The sequence below is a fragment of the Pseudomonas sp. GW822-FHT04C11 genome, assembly GCF_058800905.1.
This window is the reverse complement of sequence record NZ_JBXAMS010000005.1, coordinates 385101-400122: the sequence shown is the minus strand read 5'-3', so window position 1 is coordinate 400122 and position 15022 is coordinate 385101. Positions and strand designations below refer to the sequence as shown.

General features: G+C 61.0%; 15 protein-coding genes. 7 read left to right on the top strand and 8 right to left on the bottom strand.

Annotation, left to right across the window (positions count from 1 at the left end):
* Nucleotides 1-227 precede the first annotated feature (227 nt).
* A complete protein-coding gene (locus tag AC1RJ3_RS11505) occupies nt 228-617 on the top strand; it encodes a DUF6124 family protein (protein WP_347927926.1) in 390 nt (129 codons plus the stop codon).
* 190 nt (nt 618-807) lie between these two features.
* Entirely contained in the window at nt 808-1107 is a 300-nt protein-coding gene (locus tag AC1RJ3_RS11500; RefSeq protein WP_489110845.1) for a hypothetical protein, read from the top strand.
* 228 nt (nt 1108-1335) lie between these two features.
* Here the strand turns inward: AC1RJ3_RS11500 and nagE are convergent, their stop codons facing one another.
* The 7 genes from nagE to AC1RJ3_RS11465 all read right to left on the bottom strand — a co-directional run bounded on the left by nagE (nt 1336) and on the right by AC1RJ3_RS11465 (nt 10031).
* Nucleotides 1336-3051 (bottom strand): N-acetylglucosamine-specific PTS transporter subunit IIBC, encoded by a 1716-nt coding sequence (nagE, locus tag AC1RJ3_RS11495; RefSeq protein ID WP_493078992.1) that lies wholly within the window; start codon nt 3049-3051, stop codon nt 1336-1338.
* Between the two features lie 28 nt (nt 3052-3079).
* Complete coding sequence (gene ptsP, locus AC1RJ3_RS11490; protein ID WP_493078990.1) at nt 3080-5596, bottom strand: phosphoenolpyruvate--protein phosphotransferase; 2517 nt, start codon at nt 5594-5596, stop codon at nt 3080-3082.
* A gap of 24 nt (nt 5597-5620) precedes the next feature.
* On the bottom strand, nt 5621-6631 hold the full coding sequence (locus AC1RJ3_RS11485; RefSeq protein ID WP_493079004.1) for an SIS domain-containing protein: 1011 nt from the start codon (nt 6629-6631) through the stop codon (nt 5621-5623).
* Entirely contained in the window at nt 6624-7730 is a 1107-nt protein-coding gene (nagA, locus tag AC1RJ3_RS11480) for an N-acetylglucosamine-6-phosphate deacetylase (RefSeq protein ID WP_103315688.1), read from the bottom strand. Before nagA ends, AC1RJ3_RS11485 begins: the two co-directional genes overlap by 8 nt.
* A gap of 31 nt (nt 7731-7761) precedes the next feature.
* Nucleotides 7762-8493 (bottom strand): GntR family transcriptional regulator, encoded by a 732-nt coding sequence (locus AC1RJ3_RS11475; RefSeq protein ID WP_071551701.1) that lies wholly within the window; start codon nt 8491-8493, stop codon nt 7762-7764.
* 443 nt (nt 8494-8936) lie between these two features.
* Nucleotides 8937-9440 carry a L,D-transpeptidase family protein gene (locus AC1RJ3_RS11470; RefSeq protein ID WP_054593860.1) on the bottom strand — a complete coding sequence of 168 codons (504 nt, stop codon included), beginning with the start codon at nt 9438-9440 and terminating at the stop codon, nt 8937-8939.
* 39 nt (nt 9441-9479) lie between these two features.
* Complete coding sequence (locus AC1RJ3_RS11465; RefSeq protein ID WP_493078987.1) at nt 9480-10031, bottom strand: NUDIX hydrolase; 552 nt, start codon at nt 10029-10031, stop codon at nt 9480-9482.
* Between the two features lie 148 nt (nt 10032-10179).
* Between AC1RJ3_RS11465 and AC1RJ3_RS11460 the strand changes: the two genes are divergently transcribed.
* From AC1RJ3_RS11460 to purT, 5 genes are all read left to right on the top strand, one after another.
* A complete protein-coding gene (locus AC1RJ3_RS11460; RefSeq protein WP_054593858.1) occupies nt 10180-10779 on the top strand; it encodes a CoA pyrophosphatase in 600 nt (199 codons plus the stop codon).
* A 66-nt stretch (nt 10780-10845) separates the two neighbouring features.
* Entirely contained in the window at nt 10846-11370 is a 525-nt protein-coding gene (locus AC1RJ3_RS11455; protein WP_007936184.1) for a gamma carbonic anhydrase family protein, read from the top strand.
* The gene (locus AC1RJ3_RS11450; protein ID WP_054593857.1) at nt 11367-11582 is read left to right on the top strand and encodes a DUF1289 domain-containing protein; all 216 of its coding nucleotides are present in this window, start codon (nt 11367-11369) and stop codon (nt 11580-11582) included. Before AC1RJ3_RS11455 ends, AC1RJ3_RS11450 begins: the two co-directional genes overlap by 4 nt.
* A 228-nt stretch (nt 11583-11810) precedes the next feature.
* On the top strand, nt 11811-12278 hold the full coding sequence (locus tag AC1RJ3_RS11445; RefSeq protein ID WP_347927920.1) for a preQ0 transporter: 468 nt from the start codon (nt 11811-11813) through the stop codon (nt 12276-12278).
* A gap of 99 nt (nt 12279-12377) precedes the next feature.
* Entirely contained in the window at nt 12378-13559 is a 1182-nt protein-coding gene (purT, locus tag AC1RJ3_RS11440; protein WP_054593855.1) for a formate-dependent phosphoribosylglycinamide formyltransferase, read from the top strand.
* A 102-nt stretch (nt 13560-13661) separates the two neighbouring features.
* Here purT and AC1RJ3_RS11435 read toward each other — a convergent pair whose 3' ends face one another.
* The gene (locus tag AC1RJ3_RS11435; RefSeq protein WP_493078983.1) at nt 13662-14978 is read right to left on the bottom strand and encodes an MFS transporter; all 1317 of its coding nucleotides are present in this window, start codon (nt 14976-14978) and stop codon (nt 13662-13664) included.
* Nucleotides 14979-15022: the final 44 nt, after the last annotated feature.

The window sequence follows — 15022 nt, the reverse complement described above, 5'->3', positions numbered from 1 at the left end:
GCTCGAGCAGCTCTTTCGGGATTTTCGGCAGCTCTCGCAACGCAGGTTTCTTTTTGGTTGGCATACATGCACCTCTTGCTCATGTTATGCCCGAACACAAAATTTCTGACACCCCCGTCGCTGCCAATTCAGCGACCGGGACTGCAAGCCCGAAAATTGTTAGGCGCTTACAGGCGCCGCATCTACAACGGATGTCGGTCGCTCCAATTTTTCTCAGGAGCTCCACAATGATCAAAGACAACTCCATCCCTCCAGAACACGACGACGTCTCCCCCTACGAATCCCTCGATTCAAAAAAGCTCCACGACGCCGCGCACCGCGCCCTCGATCACTACCTGAAACCCACCCTCGCCAAACTGCGCTTCAGCGACTTGCGCTCAGACCGCTTGTTCAGCGTTTCACCCGACGTGGGCCTCGAAAGCCTGTTGGCCAATGCCTCGGAAGATCTGGCCTCGGTCAAGGTGATGGCCGCCGACCTGGCATTCGAGATCGAGGGTTCGCGACGTAGCGTGGCGTTGGCGATTTGCCGGATGGTCGATGGCGCCCTGTTATTGGTGGACAAGGCGCTGGATGACTACAACCCGTCGGAGTCGGACCAGTTTTACGTGAAGGAGTAGGTCCGTAGTACGCCAGAAAATGAAAAAACCGCTGAACCGGAAACAATCAGCGGTTTTTTGTATTCGGGAAAAGTCAGGCTCTGCCATTGGTCTGAAGAGCGTGCCTACCTGTCAACTATGACAGTAGTCACACATGGATGGCTCGGGTTTGATAACTCTTCAATCCGAGTCATCCACAAGGAGCATCATCATGACTTCAGCAGTCAAAGCCGCACCCGTCATCACTACGGTTATCGATCCAAAGGGGAATCCAATCTCGAACGGCGGCACCACGAATGGAAACGAGGTAATAGTGAAAGGTATGTCTGAGCCCGGCAAGAAAGTGGAGGTGTATGACAACAATAGTCTGCATCTCACACTCTTTGCGGACAACACTGGCCGTTGGGTTGCCCAACTCACCAAATTGCAGGTGGGCGCACATGCCATCAAGGCTAAAAGCGATAACCAAGAGTCTGCTATCTGGTCTTTTTCTGTGATTGCGCCTAAGTAAGACGAAATGAAGAAACCGTTGAGCCAGTAACGGTCAGCGGATTTTTGTTGGGCGGGGAACGTCGAGGTTCGGATGTACTTTGTGGCGAGGGGGCTTGCTCCCGCTCGGCTGCGAAGCAGTCGTAAAACCGGCTAAGCGTTGTTTCTGGAAATATGGGTTGCCCGGTTTTGGGAGTGCTCCGCACTCCAGCGGGAGCAAGCTCCCTCGCCACAGGAGTTGTGTCGATTTTCAGACTTTGGCGCTGACCTCACTACGATTCACCAACCCCTCCAGCGCCTCACTCAAACTCAACGCCTTGTCACCAATCAACAGGTGCCACACGCCACCGTCCAGTGCGCTGACACCCTGGCAACCCAAGTCCTTCAGCTGACATTCCGATAGCGCTTTACCGTCCGCCAGTTGCAGGCGAATCCGGGTCATGGCCACGCAATCCAGTTGCAGCACGTTGTCGCTGCCACCCACGGCGTTAAGCCATTTCTGCGCTTCTGGTGTCTCCACGGGTGCTGCTTTCGGCGCTTCTTCGGTCACCACTACAGCGGCTACCAAAGCTGAACCAGCAGTCGGCATCGCCTGGCGAATTTCATCGGCGATGCTGTCCGCCAGCGGCCCGACCACTACCTGCAAGCTGCCGCCTTTGCCGGGGCGAACCACGGCCATGGCGCCGAGGGCTTTCAATTCGCTGTCGGAGGCTTTGTTGCGGTCGACCATTTCCAGGCGCAACCGCGTGGTGCAAGCGCCGACGGTGATCAGGTTGTCTGCGCCGCCCAAGGCTTGAATGTAGGCCCCGGCGCGTTGATTTTCGCTCAGCACCACCTTTTCACCGACGACGACACCTTCACGCCCCGGGGTTTTCAGGTTGAAGCGTCGGATGCAGAAGTCGAACACCACGTAGTAGATCACCGCGTACGCCAGGCCTACCGGGAATACCAGCCAGCCGTTGGTGGACTTGCCCCAGCCCAGTGCCATGTCGATGGCGCCGCCAGAGAAGGTGAAGCCCAAGTGAATGTTCAGCGCGTTGGTGATGGCCATCGCCATGCCGGTCAGCAGTGCGTGCAGTAAATACAGCAGCGGTGCGAGGAACATGAAGGCGAATTCGATCGGTTCGGTGACGCCCGTCAGGAACGAGGTCAGGGCCATCGACAGGAAGATCCCGCCCATGACTTTGCGGCGTTCCGGCAGGGCGTTGCGGTACATCGCCAGGCAGGCGGCGGGCAGGCCGAAGATCATCATCGGGAACATCCCGGTCATGAACTGGCCGCCCTTCGGGTCGCCGGCAAAATAGCGTGCCAGGTCGCCGGTGACGATGGCGCCGGTGGTCGGGTCGGTGAAGCTGCCGAAGATGAACCACGCCATGTTGTTGAGGATGTGGTGCAGGCCGGTGACGATCAGCAAGCGGTTGAACACGCCGAAGACGAAGGCACCGATGCTGCCACTTTCCAGCAGCAGTTGGCCGAAGCTGTTGATGCCGTGCTGGATCGGTGGCCAGATCAAACCGAAGATCACGCCCAGGCCAACGGCGCTGAACCCGGTGGCAATCGGCACGAAGCGTCGGCCGCCGAAGAACGCCAGGTATTCCGGCAGCTTGATGTCCTTGAAGCGGTTGTACAGCGCGCCGGCCATCAAGCCGCTGATGATCCCGGCGAGCATGCCCATGTTGATGCTCGCATCCAGCACTTTCAGTGTGGAGACCATCACCAGGTAACCAATCGCCCCGGCCAGCCCGGCGGTGCCGTTGTTGTCCCGGGCGAACCCGACTGCGATGCCGATGGCGAAGATCAGCGCCAGGTTGGCGAAGATCACTTGCCCGGCGTCGTGGATGATCGCGATGTTCAAAAGGTCGGTGTCGCCCAGACGCAGCAACAGGCCGGCAATCGGCAGGATCGCGATGGGCAGCATCAGCGCCCGTCCGAGGCGCTGCAAGCCTTCGATGAAGAGTTGGTACATGGCGTATCTCCCTGTGTTCTTGTTGTTTTTAGCTCAGAGGCCAATGTTGATGACAGGCGTGACGCACCGCCGTGGCGCTGCTCAGGTTGAGCAGGGTGGCGCTGAAGCGCTGGCAGTCGGCGGCGTCCAGTTGGCGGACGCGTTCCTTGATTTCACCGACTTGCGGCGGGCTGACGGACAGCTCGCGGATACCCAGGCCAATCAGCACCGGGGTCGCCAGTGGATCGGAGGCCAGTGCACCGCAAACGCCGACCCAACGCTGATGCTTGGCGGCACCGATGCAGGTCTGGGCGATCAGCCGCAGCAGCGCCGGGTGCAGGGCATCGACCCGTGCGGCGAGACCGGCGTGGTCGCGGTCCATGGCCAGGGTGTATTGGGACAGGTCGTTGGTGCCAATGGACAGGAAGTCCGCGTGTTCCGCCAATTGCTCGGCGAGCAGCGCCGCGGCCGGGACTTCGATCATCACCCCCAGTTCTGGACGCTGCGTGAGCGCAAGCTCGGCGCACAAGGCATCGAGGCGTTGGCGGATGTACAGCAATTCGTCGACCTCGGTGACCATCGGCAGCAAAATCCGGCAGCGCTGCAACGGGCTGACTTGCAGCAGTGCGCGCAATTGTTGGTCGAGCAGCTCCGGGCGCACCTGCGCCATGCGGATGCCGCGCAGGCCGAGCACCGGGTTGGCTTCGGCCGGCAGCGGCAGGTAGTCGAGTTGTTTGTCGCCGCCGACGTCGATGGTGCGGATGATCACCGACTTGTCGCCCATGGCATCCAGCACCGCTTGATAGGCCTGGCGCTGTTCCTGTTCATCCGGCGCGGTCTGGCGATCGACGAACAGAAACTCGGTGCGCAGCAGGCCAACGCCATCGGCGCCGCCTTTCAACGCATCAGCCGCTTCATTGCTGGAGGCCACGTTGGCCGCGACTTCGATCCGCAGACCATCACGGGTGTGTGCCGGGGTGTGGGCTTGCGCTTGTTGGTGTTCGCGGCGTTGCAGATGTTCACGCTGGGCTTGGGCGACTTGCTCCAGGCGTTGGCTGTCGGGCGTCAGCTCCAGGCGTCCACCATCGGCGTCCAGCACCACCGACTGGCCTTGCGGTAGATGGAGCAGTGAGGCGCTGAGGGCAACCAGGCACGGCAGGCCTTTGCCACGGGCAAGAATCGCCACGTGGGAGGTCGCACCTCCTTCGGCCATGCACAGCCCGGCGACGCCTTGCTGGCTCAGTTGCAGTAAATCGGAAGGGGTCAGTTCATGCGCGGCGACGATAGCGCCGGCCGGTACGTCGTAGTGCCAATCCTGACCGAGCAGGGCGCGCAGCACCCGTTGCCTGAGGTCGCGCAGATCATTGGCGCGTTCGGCCAGCAGCGGGTTGCCGAGCTGTTGCAACACCTCGCATTGCACCTCGATTGACTGGCTCCAGGCGTGGGTGGCGGCGCTGCCCTGATCGATCGACTGGATGGCCGCTTCAAGCAGCGCCGGGTCTTCGAGCAGCGCCAGGTGGGCGGCGAAAATCTGTTCCTCTTCGGTGTGTTTGTGCTTTTTGGCGTGGGACAGCGTTTCGCGGATTTCGCTGCGAACCTGTTCCAGTGCACGGTCGAGGGCTTGCAGTTGTTCTTCGGCGTTATGCTTGCCGGTGTCTTCCGGTAGAGGGATGGCCGCCAGTTGGAACAGCGGGCCGCCGACCAGGCCCGGCGCTGCACAGACACCGTTGAGCACGCCGGCTTCGGCGGTACGGGTACGCTGGGCAATCGGTGTCGGTGCGGCCGCGTGGCTGTCGTCGTTGACCGCCGTGGACAAGGCGTTCAACAAGGCTTGCAGCGCCGCCTTGGCGTCCGCGCCCTTGCAGCTGACTTGAACCTCGTCCTGCTCGCCAATCCCCAGGCCCATCAGTCCGATCAGGCTGTCGCACGACGCCGATTTACCGGCGAAATGCAGCTGTGATTTGCTGTTGAACAGGTGCGCGGTCTGGCGGATCAGCGCCGCTGGTCGTGCATGCAGACCGCCGCGATGGATGATGCGAATGTGCCCGTGAACCTCGGCACCTGAGCTGTCTGCCTCGACCTGTGTGCTGTGGGTGGTTCTTGGCACGATGTGCAGCAACGGTTCGCCGACCTTGACCGATTTGAGGGTGATCGGCAGCACCTGGAAGTCTTCGCTGTTGGTCAGGACCAACAGGCTGACCAGGCTTTTACAGCCTTGCGCGACCTGGTCCAGATCAAAGCGCAGCAGTGCCTGGCCATTGCTGACGCGGGTGCCTTCCTTGACCAGCATCGAGAACCCTTCGCCTTGCAGCTCGACGGTGTCCAGGCCCAGGTGCAGCAGCAGTTCGGCGCCATTGTCGGCGCGCAGGGTCACGGCATGGCCGGTGCGGGCGACATGCACCACCACCCCGGCACACGGTGCGTGCAGGGTGTTGTTCAGTGGGTCGATGGCGATCCCGTCGCCCATGGCGCCGCTGGCGAACACCGGGTCCGGAACCTTGGCAAGCGTGAGCACCGGGCCGCTGAGCGGGGCGCTGAGGGTCAGGTCTTTATTGTTGTTATGCATGGCGCGGTACTCGATTCGGGCGTGTTAGTGGGTGCGGGTCACTTTGCTCAAGTGACGCGGCTGGTCCGGGTCCATGCCACGGGCGACCGCGAGGCCGGCCGCCATGACGTAGAAACTCTGGATGGCGAGAATCGGGTCCAGCGCCGGGTGTTCGGCGCGGCTCAGCGTCAGGTCGCGTTCGCTGACGTCATCCGGGGCGGCCAGCAATACGCGGGCACCACGTTGACGCATCTCGGCGGCGAGGCTCAGCAGACCGGCCTGTTCGGCGCCGCGAGGGGCGAACACCAGCAAGGGGTAGTTATCGTCGATGAGTGCCATGGGGCCGTGTTTGACTTCGGCGCTGCTGAAGGCTTCGGCCTGGATCGCCGAGGTTTCCTTGAGTTTCAGTGCTGCTTCCTGGGCGATGGCAAACCCTGCGCCACGACCAATCACCATCAAGCGTTGGCAGTCACGCAGTACGTCGACCGCCAGGCTCCAGTCCTGCGTGGCGGCGTCGCGCAATCCTTCTGGCAGCGCGAGGCCGGCTTGCAGCAATTCGGGATCCTGTTTCCAGTAGGCGATCAGCCGCGCGCTGGCGCTGAGGGTGGCGATGAAACTTTTGGTCGCGGCGACGCTGCTTTCGGTACCGGCGCACAGCGGCAGGCTGAATTCACAGGCGGCCTCCAGTGGCGAGTTCTCGGCATTGACCATCGAAATGCTCAGGGCGCCACGTTTGCGCAGCAGGCGCAGGCTGTTGACCAGATCCGGACTTTGCCCGGACTGCGAGAACGCGAATACCGCCTGACCGCTGACCTTCAGCGGCGCTTGCTGCATGGTCACCACCGACATCGGCAGCGATGCCACCGGAATACCCACGTGCTGCATGGTCAGGTAGGCGAAGTAGCTGGCGGCGTGATCGGAACTGCCGCGTGCAACCGTCATCGCCACTTGCGGCGGCTGACGGTTCAGGCGTCCGGCGATCTCGATCATCTGCGGATCCAGTTGCTGCAACTGAGCGTCGACGGCCTTGTACGAGGACAGCGCCTCTTCAAGCATTTTTGAAGTCAATGTCTTCTCCTTCGACCGTTACGGCGGTCAGTGTGAGTGAGCGATCCAGACGCACGCAGTCAGCCCAGGCGCCGGGTTGCAGGCGGCCGCGCTCATGGATGCCGAGATAATCGGCAGGGAATTGCGACAGCCGTTGCGAGGCCTCGGCCAGTGGCAGGCCGATCTTCACCAGGTTGCGCAGCGCCTGATCCATGGTCAGAGTGCTGCCGGCCAGCGTGCCGTCAGGCAGGCGCACGCCGCCCAGGCATTTGGTCACGGTGTGGCTGCCGAGCTTGTATTCGCCGTCCGGCATGCCGGCAGCGGCGGTGGAATCGGTGACGCAATACAGGCACGGGATCGAGCGCAGGGCTACGCGGATGGCGCCGGGATGCACGTGCAGCAGGTCGGGAATCAGTTCCGCGTATTTGGCGTGGGCCAGTGCCGCGCCGACGATTCCCGGTTCGCGGTGATGCAGCGGGCTCATGGCGTTATAAAGGTGGGTGAAACTGCTGGCGCCGGCCTCCAGCGCCGCGACGCCTTCTTCGTAGCTGCCCAGGGTGTGGCCGATCTGCATGCGAATGCCGCGGTCGCTGAGGGCGCGAATCAGTTTGTCGTGACCGGCGATTTCCGGGGCAATGGTGATCACCCGGATCGGCGCCAGCGCCAGGTAGGCTTCGACTTCGGCCATCAGCGCGGTGTGGGCAAAGTTCGGTTGTGCACCGAGTTTTCCAGGGTTGATGTACGGTCCTTCGAGGTGCACGCCGAGTACCCGGGCGCAGCCTTTCGGGCGCTGTTCGCAGAATTCGCCGACCTCGGCCAGCACCCGGGAAATTTCTTCCGGTGGCGCGGTCATGGTGGTGGCCAGCAGCGAGGTGGTGCCGAAACGCACGTGGGTTTTGGTGATGGTGTCGAAGGCCGGCGTGCCTTCCATGATGTCCTTGCCGCCACCGCCGTGGACGTGCAGGTCGATGAAACCCGGCAGCAGGTAAGGCAGGTCGTTATCTGCCGGGTCGCAGAGCTGACCTTCGATGCGCACGATCTTGCCGTGTTCATGGATCAAGCGGCCGCGGATCCAGCCTTGGGCGGTGAGGATGTTGTCTTCGGACATCAGTGGTTCTCCGGCTTCAATGACACAGGGCTCAGCGACGCAGCTCTGCGACAAAGTCGTAGTAGTCGTTGCGGCAATAGGTGTCGGTGACTTCGATCGGGGTGTTGTCTTCGAGGTAACCGACCCGGGTCATCAGCAGCATGGCGGTGCCGGGGGCGATGCCGACCAGCGCGGCGAATTCGTCCGAGGCGTTGATCGCCTGAATGTGTTGCAGGGCGCGCACCACCGGTTTGCCGATGCCGTCGAGGTATTCGTAAAGCGAATCACCGACCGCTTGTGGCTGGGCGATGATCGAGGCGGGCAGGGTGCTCATCTCGATGGCCATCACGGTGTCGTCGGCTTTACGCAAACGCTTGAGGCGCGCGACTTTGTCGTAGGGCGAGAGCGCGAGGCGGATCAGTTCTTCGTGGGTCGGCTGGGTGATTTCGCGCTCCAGCCATTGCGAACTCGGCACGAAACCTTTGAGGCGGAGCATTTCGCTGAAGCCGGACAGCCGGGACAACGGTTGCTCGAGGCGCGGAGTGATGAAGGTGCCGGAGCCTTGGCTGCGCCGGATCAAGCCTTGTTCGAACAGCACTTCCAGCGCCTTGCGGGCGGTCACGCGGGAGATGTTCAGCATTTCGCTGAGGTTGCGTTCCGACGGCAATGCCTGCTCGGCTTTCCACTGGCCGGCATGAATCGCCGCTTCCAGGTTGCGCGCCAGTTGCAGGTACAACGGCGTTGGCTGGGTGTCGTCAGGGCGCAGGGCCAGGATGTGGTTCATGGGTGTAGGTCCGATGGGGAGAGTGGAGTGTTGTTGCCCCGGTCATGGCGCAAAACTAATACCACTTAAATACCATGTCAACGCCAGTGGTCCACTAGGGGCGAGCGAATAAGCGCTGCGCTGGAGGGCGCGGCGGTATTGGGTTTTAAGTGGTATTAGGGGAGGGGGGTGTGGCAGTAGAAATCGCAGTCTGCGTCAGTGCCTGTGGTGTGAAGTGGTATTCACGCGAGGGGCTGGTGACGGTGACAATTTTTTTAATATATTTTCAATCTTTCAGGCACAACCGCCCTTGTGGCGAGGGAGCTTGCTCCCGCTGGAGCGCGAAGCGGTCCTGATGTCGGTTGTCGAGATTTATCAGGTAAACCGGTTTGCAAGGTTTGGGGCCGCTTCGCAGCCCAGCGGGAGCAAGCTCCCTCGCCACAAGGTATTGGGGTGTTTGAGGACTATGGGCGGATTTCGATCATCGTACCGTCTTTGACCAGACCCCAGACTTCGCGCATGTCGACGTTGCGCATGCCAATGCAGCCGTCGGTCCAGTCCAGGGTGTGGAACAGCTCTTCAGGGTTTTCTTCAGTGTCCGGGGTGCCATGGATCATGATCATGCCACCGGGCTGCACACCTTCGCGGCGCGAGCGGACGGAATCGCTGATGTTCGGGTAGGAAATGTGCATGGCCAGGTTGAAGCGGTCGCTGACCTTGCGCCAGTCCAGCCAATACAAACCTTCTGGAGTGCGTCGATCACCCTCCATCAGTTTCGGGCCCTTGGGGTTTTTGCCCAGCGAGATGCGATAGGTCCGCAGTGGCTTGCCATCATTGATCAACTGCAACTGATGGGCAGATTTGAGCACCAACACTTTTTCAATGATTTTGCCGTCCAGGGTCTCCGTGGTGGCAGCGTGGGAAACCATGACAAACGACAGGCAGAAAGCGGCAAGCAACCAGCGCATTAAAACGATATCCCTGAGAGTACGGCGTATTTTTATAGTTTAAATGATCGCAGGCTGAGCAAGCGGAGGAATTGATTCGGAACGCACAGGAAAATGTTCTACCCGGCGGTCAGCGAAGAAGCATTCTAGGGTACGGCCGACCGTGCGGAAAGCCAGCTCCGACCACGGGATGTCGGCTTCATCGAAAAGCTTCACTTCCAGGCTTTCTTCGCCCGCGGCAAAGTCCAGGTCCGTCAGTTCAGCACGAAAGAATACGTGCACCTGGCTGATGTGCGGCACATCGATCAGCGTATAGATGTTCAGGTTGCGCACCCGTGCACACGCTTCTTCGGCGGTTTCGCGAATGGCTGCCTGTTCGATGGTTTCACCGTTTTCCATGAAACCGGCCGGCAAGGTCCAATAACCGCGGCGCGGCTCGATGGCGCGCCGGCATAACAACACCTGAGTACCCCAGATTGGCAGGCAGCCAGCGACAATATTCGGGTTCTGATAATGAATGGTCTGGCACTGGTCGCAGACGTACCGCAGGCGCGAGTCGCCTTCAGGAATGCGTTGGGTGACCGGGTTACCGCACTGGCTGCAGAATTTCATGCTGGGCTTCCGAAAATGCTACGCCTATCTTGGCGTGCGGTGGTGTCTGTCGGCAAGTTGTCGTTTAGCGACATGCCATGGTTCGGGGGGTTGGGCGGTCGATGTGTTTGGTGCATGATGCAAGGTAGCTAACAAATCGAGAGCACTCATGCTGGACGAGCTACTGCATCGGGTAAGCAACCACACGCCGCGTACGCTGGAAACCGACCTGCGTTTTCCGGAGGCCGCGGTCCTGGTGCCTATCACCCGCAGTGATGAACCGGAGCTGGTTCTGACCCTGCGTGCCAGCGGGCTCTCGACCCACGGCGGTGAAGTGGCCTTCCCCGGCGGGCGACGCGATCCGGAAGACCCGGACCTGATTTTCACCGCATTGCGCGAAGCCGAAGAAGAAATCGGCCTGCCACCCGGTCTGGTGGAAGTCATCGGCCCGTTGAGTCCGTTGATCTCCCTGCACGGGATCAAGGTCACGCCTTACGTCGGGGTGATTCCGGACTTCGTCGAGTACCGGGCCAACGATGCTGAAATTGCCGCAGTGTTCAGCGTACCGCTGGAGTTCTTCCGCAAGGACCCGCGTGAACACACGCACCGCATCGATTATCAGGGCCGCAGCTGGTATGTGCCGAGCTACCGTTTCGGCGAATACAAAATCTGGGGCCTGACCGCAATCATGATCGTCGAGCTGATCAACCTGCTCTATGACGCGCAGATCAGCCTGCATCAACCACCGAAAAACTTTATCAATATCTGAAACCGTCGCGCGTATGGCGTGAAGCCTGCTTTGCAAGTGAGCCTGCCTGGCCTTGAGGACAATAAGATGAAATACCGCCTGGGCGACGCCCGCGTCGAAACTCACCCGCAGAGCTGGGTCGCACCTAACGCCGTGCTGGTGGGCAAGGTCAAACTGGAAGAGGGCGCCAACGTCTGGTTCAACGCCGTGTTGCGCGGCGACAACGAGCTGATCCTGATCGGCAAGAACAGTAATGTGCAGGATGGCACGGTGATGCACACCGACATGGGCTACCCGCTGACTATCGGCACTGGTGTGACTATCGGCCACAACGCCATGCTGCACGGCTGCACGGTGGGCGATTACAGCCTGATCGGCATCAACGCGGTGATCCTCAACGGCGCGAAAATCGGCAAGAACTGCATCATCGGCGCCAACTCGCTGATCGGCGAAGGCAAGGAAATTCCTGACGGTTCGCTGGTCATGGGCTCGCCGGGCAAAGTAGTACGTGAACTGACCGAGCCGCAGAAGAAAATGCTCGAAGCCAGCGCCGCGCACTATGTGCATAACTCGCAGCGCTATGCCCGCGATCTGGTCGAGCAGGAACAATGAACGACAACGAAAGACCCGTACGCTCACCGTGCGTGAACATTTGCGCACTGGACGAGGACGATATCTGCACCGGCTGCCAACGCACGGTGGAGGAGATTACCCGCTGGAGCCGCATGGACAACGACGAACGCCGCAAGGTGTTGGGGTTGTGTCATGAGCGAGCGAAGTCGAGCGGGGTGCTTTGGATGTTGCCTTCCAAGTCCAGTACCTGAACCGGGCGGACCTAGTGAGCCTTGTGGGCATTTGTGGCGAGGGAGCTTGCTCCCGTTGGGCTGCGAAGCGGCCCCAAACCTACTGATGAACTCTATCTCACACACCGCATGCTCTGATTTCAGGGCCGCTTCGCTTCCTGAGCGGGAGCAAGCTCCCTCGCCACAGGTTATCCATGCATCGAAGATGAAGTACCCTGTGCACAAAATTGACAGGTATCCCCGCGCGCCATGTTCTTCCTGATCGCTTACATCAGCAGTGTCGTGCTGATCAACTACGCCTTTTCCACCGCCCCGCACCTGGACATCATCTGGTCAGCCTGGGGTGGTCTGATATTTGTGCTGCGCGACATGGTGCAAACCCGTTTCGGTCATGGCGCGCTCGTCGCGATGCTGGCGGCGCTGGTTCTGTCCTACCTCACCTCCGATCCGTCCATCGCCTTGGCCAGCGCCATTGCCTTCGCCGTTTCGGAGTGCATTGACTGGCTGGTCTTCAGCATTACCAAGCGTCCGTTGCACGACCGTCTGTGGATAAGTTCGGCGCTGAGCATTCCGCTGGATACCTTCATCTTCTTCGGCATGATCGATGCCCTGACGCCGGGCGTGATCCTCACCGCCCTGGGCTCGAAATTCGCCGGCGTGACCATCGTCTGGCTGGCCATGGCCTGGCGTTTGCGCAAGAACGCGCTGGCAAGCTGAGCCAAACCCTCAGGTTCATGTAAAATGCCGCGCTTTCTCCCTAAGGGATGCGCGCCTGGCGCCGCATCCCTCGATGATCCGCTCCTTTGAGGACCTGAGATGACCCGTATCGGAACTCCATTGTCGCCAACCGCGACCCGCGTATTGATGTGTGGCTGTGGTGAGTTGGGCAAGGAAGTGGTGATCGAACTGCAACGCCTGGGCGTTGAAGTGATTGCCGTGGATCGTTACGCCAACGCGCCGGCGATGCAGGTGGCGCATCGCAGCCACGTGATCAACATGCTCGACGGCGCGGCCCTGCGTGCCGTGATCGAAGCCGAGAAGCCGCACTTCATCGTGCCGGAAATCGAAGCCATCGCCACCGCCACGCTGGTTGAGCTGGAAGCCGAAGGCTTCACCGTGATCCCGACCGCTCGCGCCGCGCAGTTGACCATGAACCGTGAAGGCATCCGTCGTCTGGCCGCTGAAGAGCTGGACCTGCCGACCTCGCCATACCACTTCGCCGATACCTTCGAAGACTACCGCAAGGCAGTCGACGATCTGGGCTTCCCGTGTGTGGTCAAGCCGGTCATGAGCTCCTCGGGCAAAGGCCAGAGCCTGCTGCGCAGTGTCGATGACGTGCAGAAAGCCTGGGATTACGCGCAGGAAGGCGGTCGTGCCGGTAAAGGTCGGGTGATCATCGAAGGTTTTATCGACTTCGACTACGAAATCACCTTGCTCACCGTTCGCCACATCGGCGGCACCACGTTCTGTGCACCGGTCGGCCATCGTCAGGAGAAGGGCGACTATCAGGAATCCTGGCAGCCGCAAGCAATGAGCCCGATTGCGCTGGCAGAATCCGAGCGCGTGGCCAAAGCCGTGACCGAAGCCCTGGGTGGCCGTGGTCTGTTTGGCGTTGAGCTGTTCATCAAGGGTGATCAGGTGTGGTTCAGCGAAGTTTCTCCGCGCCCGCACGACACCGGTCTGGTGACCCTGATTTCTCAGGACCTGTCGCAGTTCGCCTTGCATGCACGGGCGATTCTCGGCTTGCCGATCCCGTTGATCCGTCAGTTCGGCCCATCGGCGTCGGCAGTGATTCTGGTGGAAGGGCAGTCGACCCAGACCGCTTTCGCCAACCTGGGTGCCGCACTGGCCGAGCCGGATACGGCGCTGCGCCTGTTTGGCAAGCCGGAAGTCAACGGTCAGCGCCGCATGGGCGTTGCCCTGGCCCGTGACGAGTCGATCGAGGCCGCTCGCGCCAAAGCGACCCGTGCCTCGCAAGCCGTCGTTGTAGAGCTCTAAAAGCATCGCGGGCAAGCCTTGCTCCTACAGGATTGGGTCAATGCACAATGGTGTGTTCGACATGTATCCGTAGGAGCAAGGCTTGCCCGCGATGACGATCTATCAGGCAACCTGATTCAGGTCGTTATGCCGCGTCTCTTTCAGGCACAGCACTGCGATCAGGCTGATCACCGCTGCTGCTGACACATACCCGCCAACCCAACTCAAGCCGCCCATTGCCACCAGCTTCTGTGCGAAGAATGGTGCTGCCGAAGCGCCAACAATGCCGCCCAGGTTGTAGGCCGCCGACGCGCCGGTATAACGCACGCGGGTGGGGAACAGCTCTGGCAGCAACGCGCCCATCGGGGCGAACGTCACGCCCATCAGAAACAGCTCGATGCACAGGAACAGCGCCACGCCCCAGGTCGTGCCGTGGGTCAGCAGCGGTTCCATGGTGAAGCCCGAGAGAATCGCCAGCACGCCACCGATGATCAACACCGGTTTGCGCCCGAAACGGTCACTGGCCCAGGCCGACAGTGGTGTGGCTGCAGCCATGAACAGAACGGCGAAGCACAGCAGGCCGAGAAAGGTTTCGCGGCTGTAACCCAGGGTCGAAACACCGTAACTCAGGGAAAATACCGTCGAGATGTAAAACAGCGCGTAGCAGACGACCATCGCCGCCGCACCCAACAGCGTCGGCGCCCAGTATTGGCTGAACAGCTCGACCAGCGGGATCTTCACCCGTTCCTGACGCGCCATCGCGTTGGCGAAGACCGGTGTTTCATGCAGTTTCAGGCGCACATACAGGCCGACCATCACCAGCACAGCGCTGAGCAGGAACGGAATCCGCCAGCCCCAGGAGCGAAACTGCTCGTCGTTCAGGGTCATCGCCAGGGTCAGGAACAGCCCGTTAGCCGCAAGAAAACCGATAGACGGGCCGAGTTGCGGGAACATGCCGAACCAGGCGCGTTTGCCCTTTGGTGCGTTTTCGGTGGCGAGCAATGCTGCACCGCCCCATTCACCGCCCAGTCCAAGGCCTTGGCCGAAGCGCAACACGCAAAGCAGGATCGGTGCCCAGGCGCCAATGCTCTCGTAACCCGGCAGCACGCCGATCAGCGTGGTGCACACGCCCATCAGCAACAAGGAAGCGACCAGGGTGGATTTGCGCCCGATACGGTCGCCGAAGTGGCCGAACAGCGCCGAGCCTAAAGGGCGGGCCAGGAACGCGATACCGAAGGTCAGGAAGGCCGAAAGCATCTGGGCGGTGCCAGAGGTCTGCGGAAAGAACACCGGGCCGATCACCAGTGCGGCGGCGGTGGCGTAGACGTAGAAGTCGTAGAACTCGATGGCGGTGCCAATGAAACTGGCCGTTGCGACCCGCGTGGTGGAGTTCGTCGGTTGGGCAGGCACAGCGTCGCTGTAAGTGGTGCTGGTAGTCATGCGGTAATCCCTGACAGTCATGTGCTCCGGTGGAGCGAATTATT

Excerpts from the sequence above, each read along its gene's own strand:
- AC1RJ3_RS11505 (WP_347927926.1), top strand. The coding sequence starts at position 228 with ATGATCAAAGACAACTCCATCCCTCCAGAACACGACGACGTCTCCCCC.
- AC1RJ3_RS11500 (WP_489110845.1), top strand. The coding sequence starts at position 808 with ATGACTTCAGCAGTCAAAGCCGCACCCGTCATCACTACGGTTATCGAT.
- nagE (WP_493078992.1), bottom strand. The coding sequence starts at position 3,051 with ATGTACCAACTCTTCATCGAAGGCTTGCAGCGCCTCGGACGGGCGCTG.
- ptsP (WP_493078990.1), bottom strand. The coding sequence starts at position 5,596 with ATGCATAACAACAATAAAGACCTGACCCTCAGCGCCCCGCTCAGCGGC.
- AC1RJ3_RS11485 (WP_493079004.1), bottom strand. The coding sequence starts at position 6,631 with ATGCTTGAAGAGGCGCTGTCCTCGTACAAGGCCGTCGACGCTCAGTTG.
- nagA (WP_103315688.1), bottom strand. The coding sequence starts at position 7,730 with ATGTCCGAAGACAACATCCTCACCGCCCAAGGCTGGATCCGCGGCCGC.
- AC1RJ3_RS11475 (WP_071551701.1), bottom strand. The coding sequence starts at position 8,493 with ATGAACCACATCCTGGCCCTGCGCCCTGACGACACCCAGCCAACGCCG.
- AC1RJ3_RS11470 (WP_054593860.1), bottom strand. The coding sequence starts at position 9,440 with ATGCGCTGGTTGCTTGCCGCTTTCTGCCTGTCGTTTGTCATGGTTTCC.
- AC1RJ3_RS11465 (WP_493078987.1), bottom strand. The coding sequence starts at position 10,031 with ATGAAATTCTGCAGCCAGTGCGGTAACCCGGTCACCCAACGCATTCCT.
- AC1RJ3_RS11460 (WP_054593858.1), top strand. The coding sequence starts at position 10,180 with ATGCTGGACGAGCTACTGCATCGGGTAAGCAACCACACGCCGCGTACG.
- AC1RJ3_RS11455 (WP_007936184.1), top strand. The coding sequence starts at position 10,846 with ATGAAATACCGCCTGGGCGACGCCCGCGTCGAAACTCACCCGCAGAGC.
- AC1RJ3_RS11450 (WP_054593857.1), top strand. The coding sequence starts at position 11,367 with ATGAACGACAACGAAAGACCCGTACGCTCACCGTGCGTGAACATTTGC.
- AC1RJ3_RS11445 (WP_347927920.1), top strand. The coding sequence starts at position 11,811 with ATGTTCTTCCTGATCGCTTACATCAGCAGTGTCGTGCTGATCAACTAC.
- purT (WP_054593855.1), top strand. The coding sequence starts at position 12,378 with ATGACCCGTATCGGAACTCCATTGTCGCCAACCGCGACCCGCGTATTG.
- AC1RJ3_RS11435 (WP_493078983.1), bottom strand. The coding sequence starts at position 14,978 with ATGACTACCAGCACCACTTACAGCGACGCTGTGCCTGCCCAACCGACG.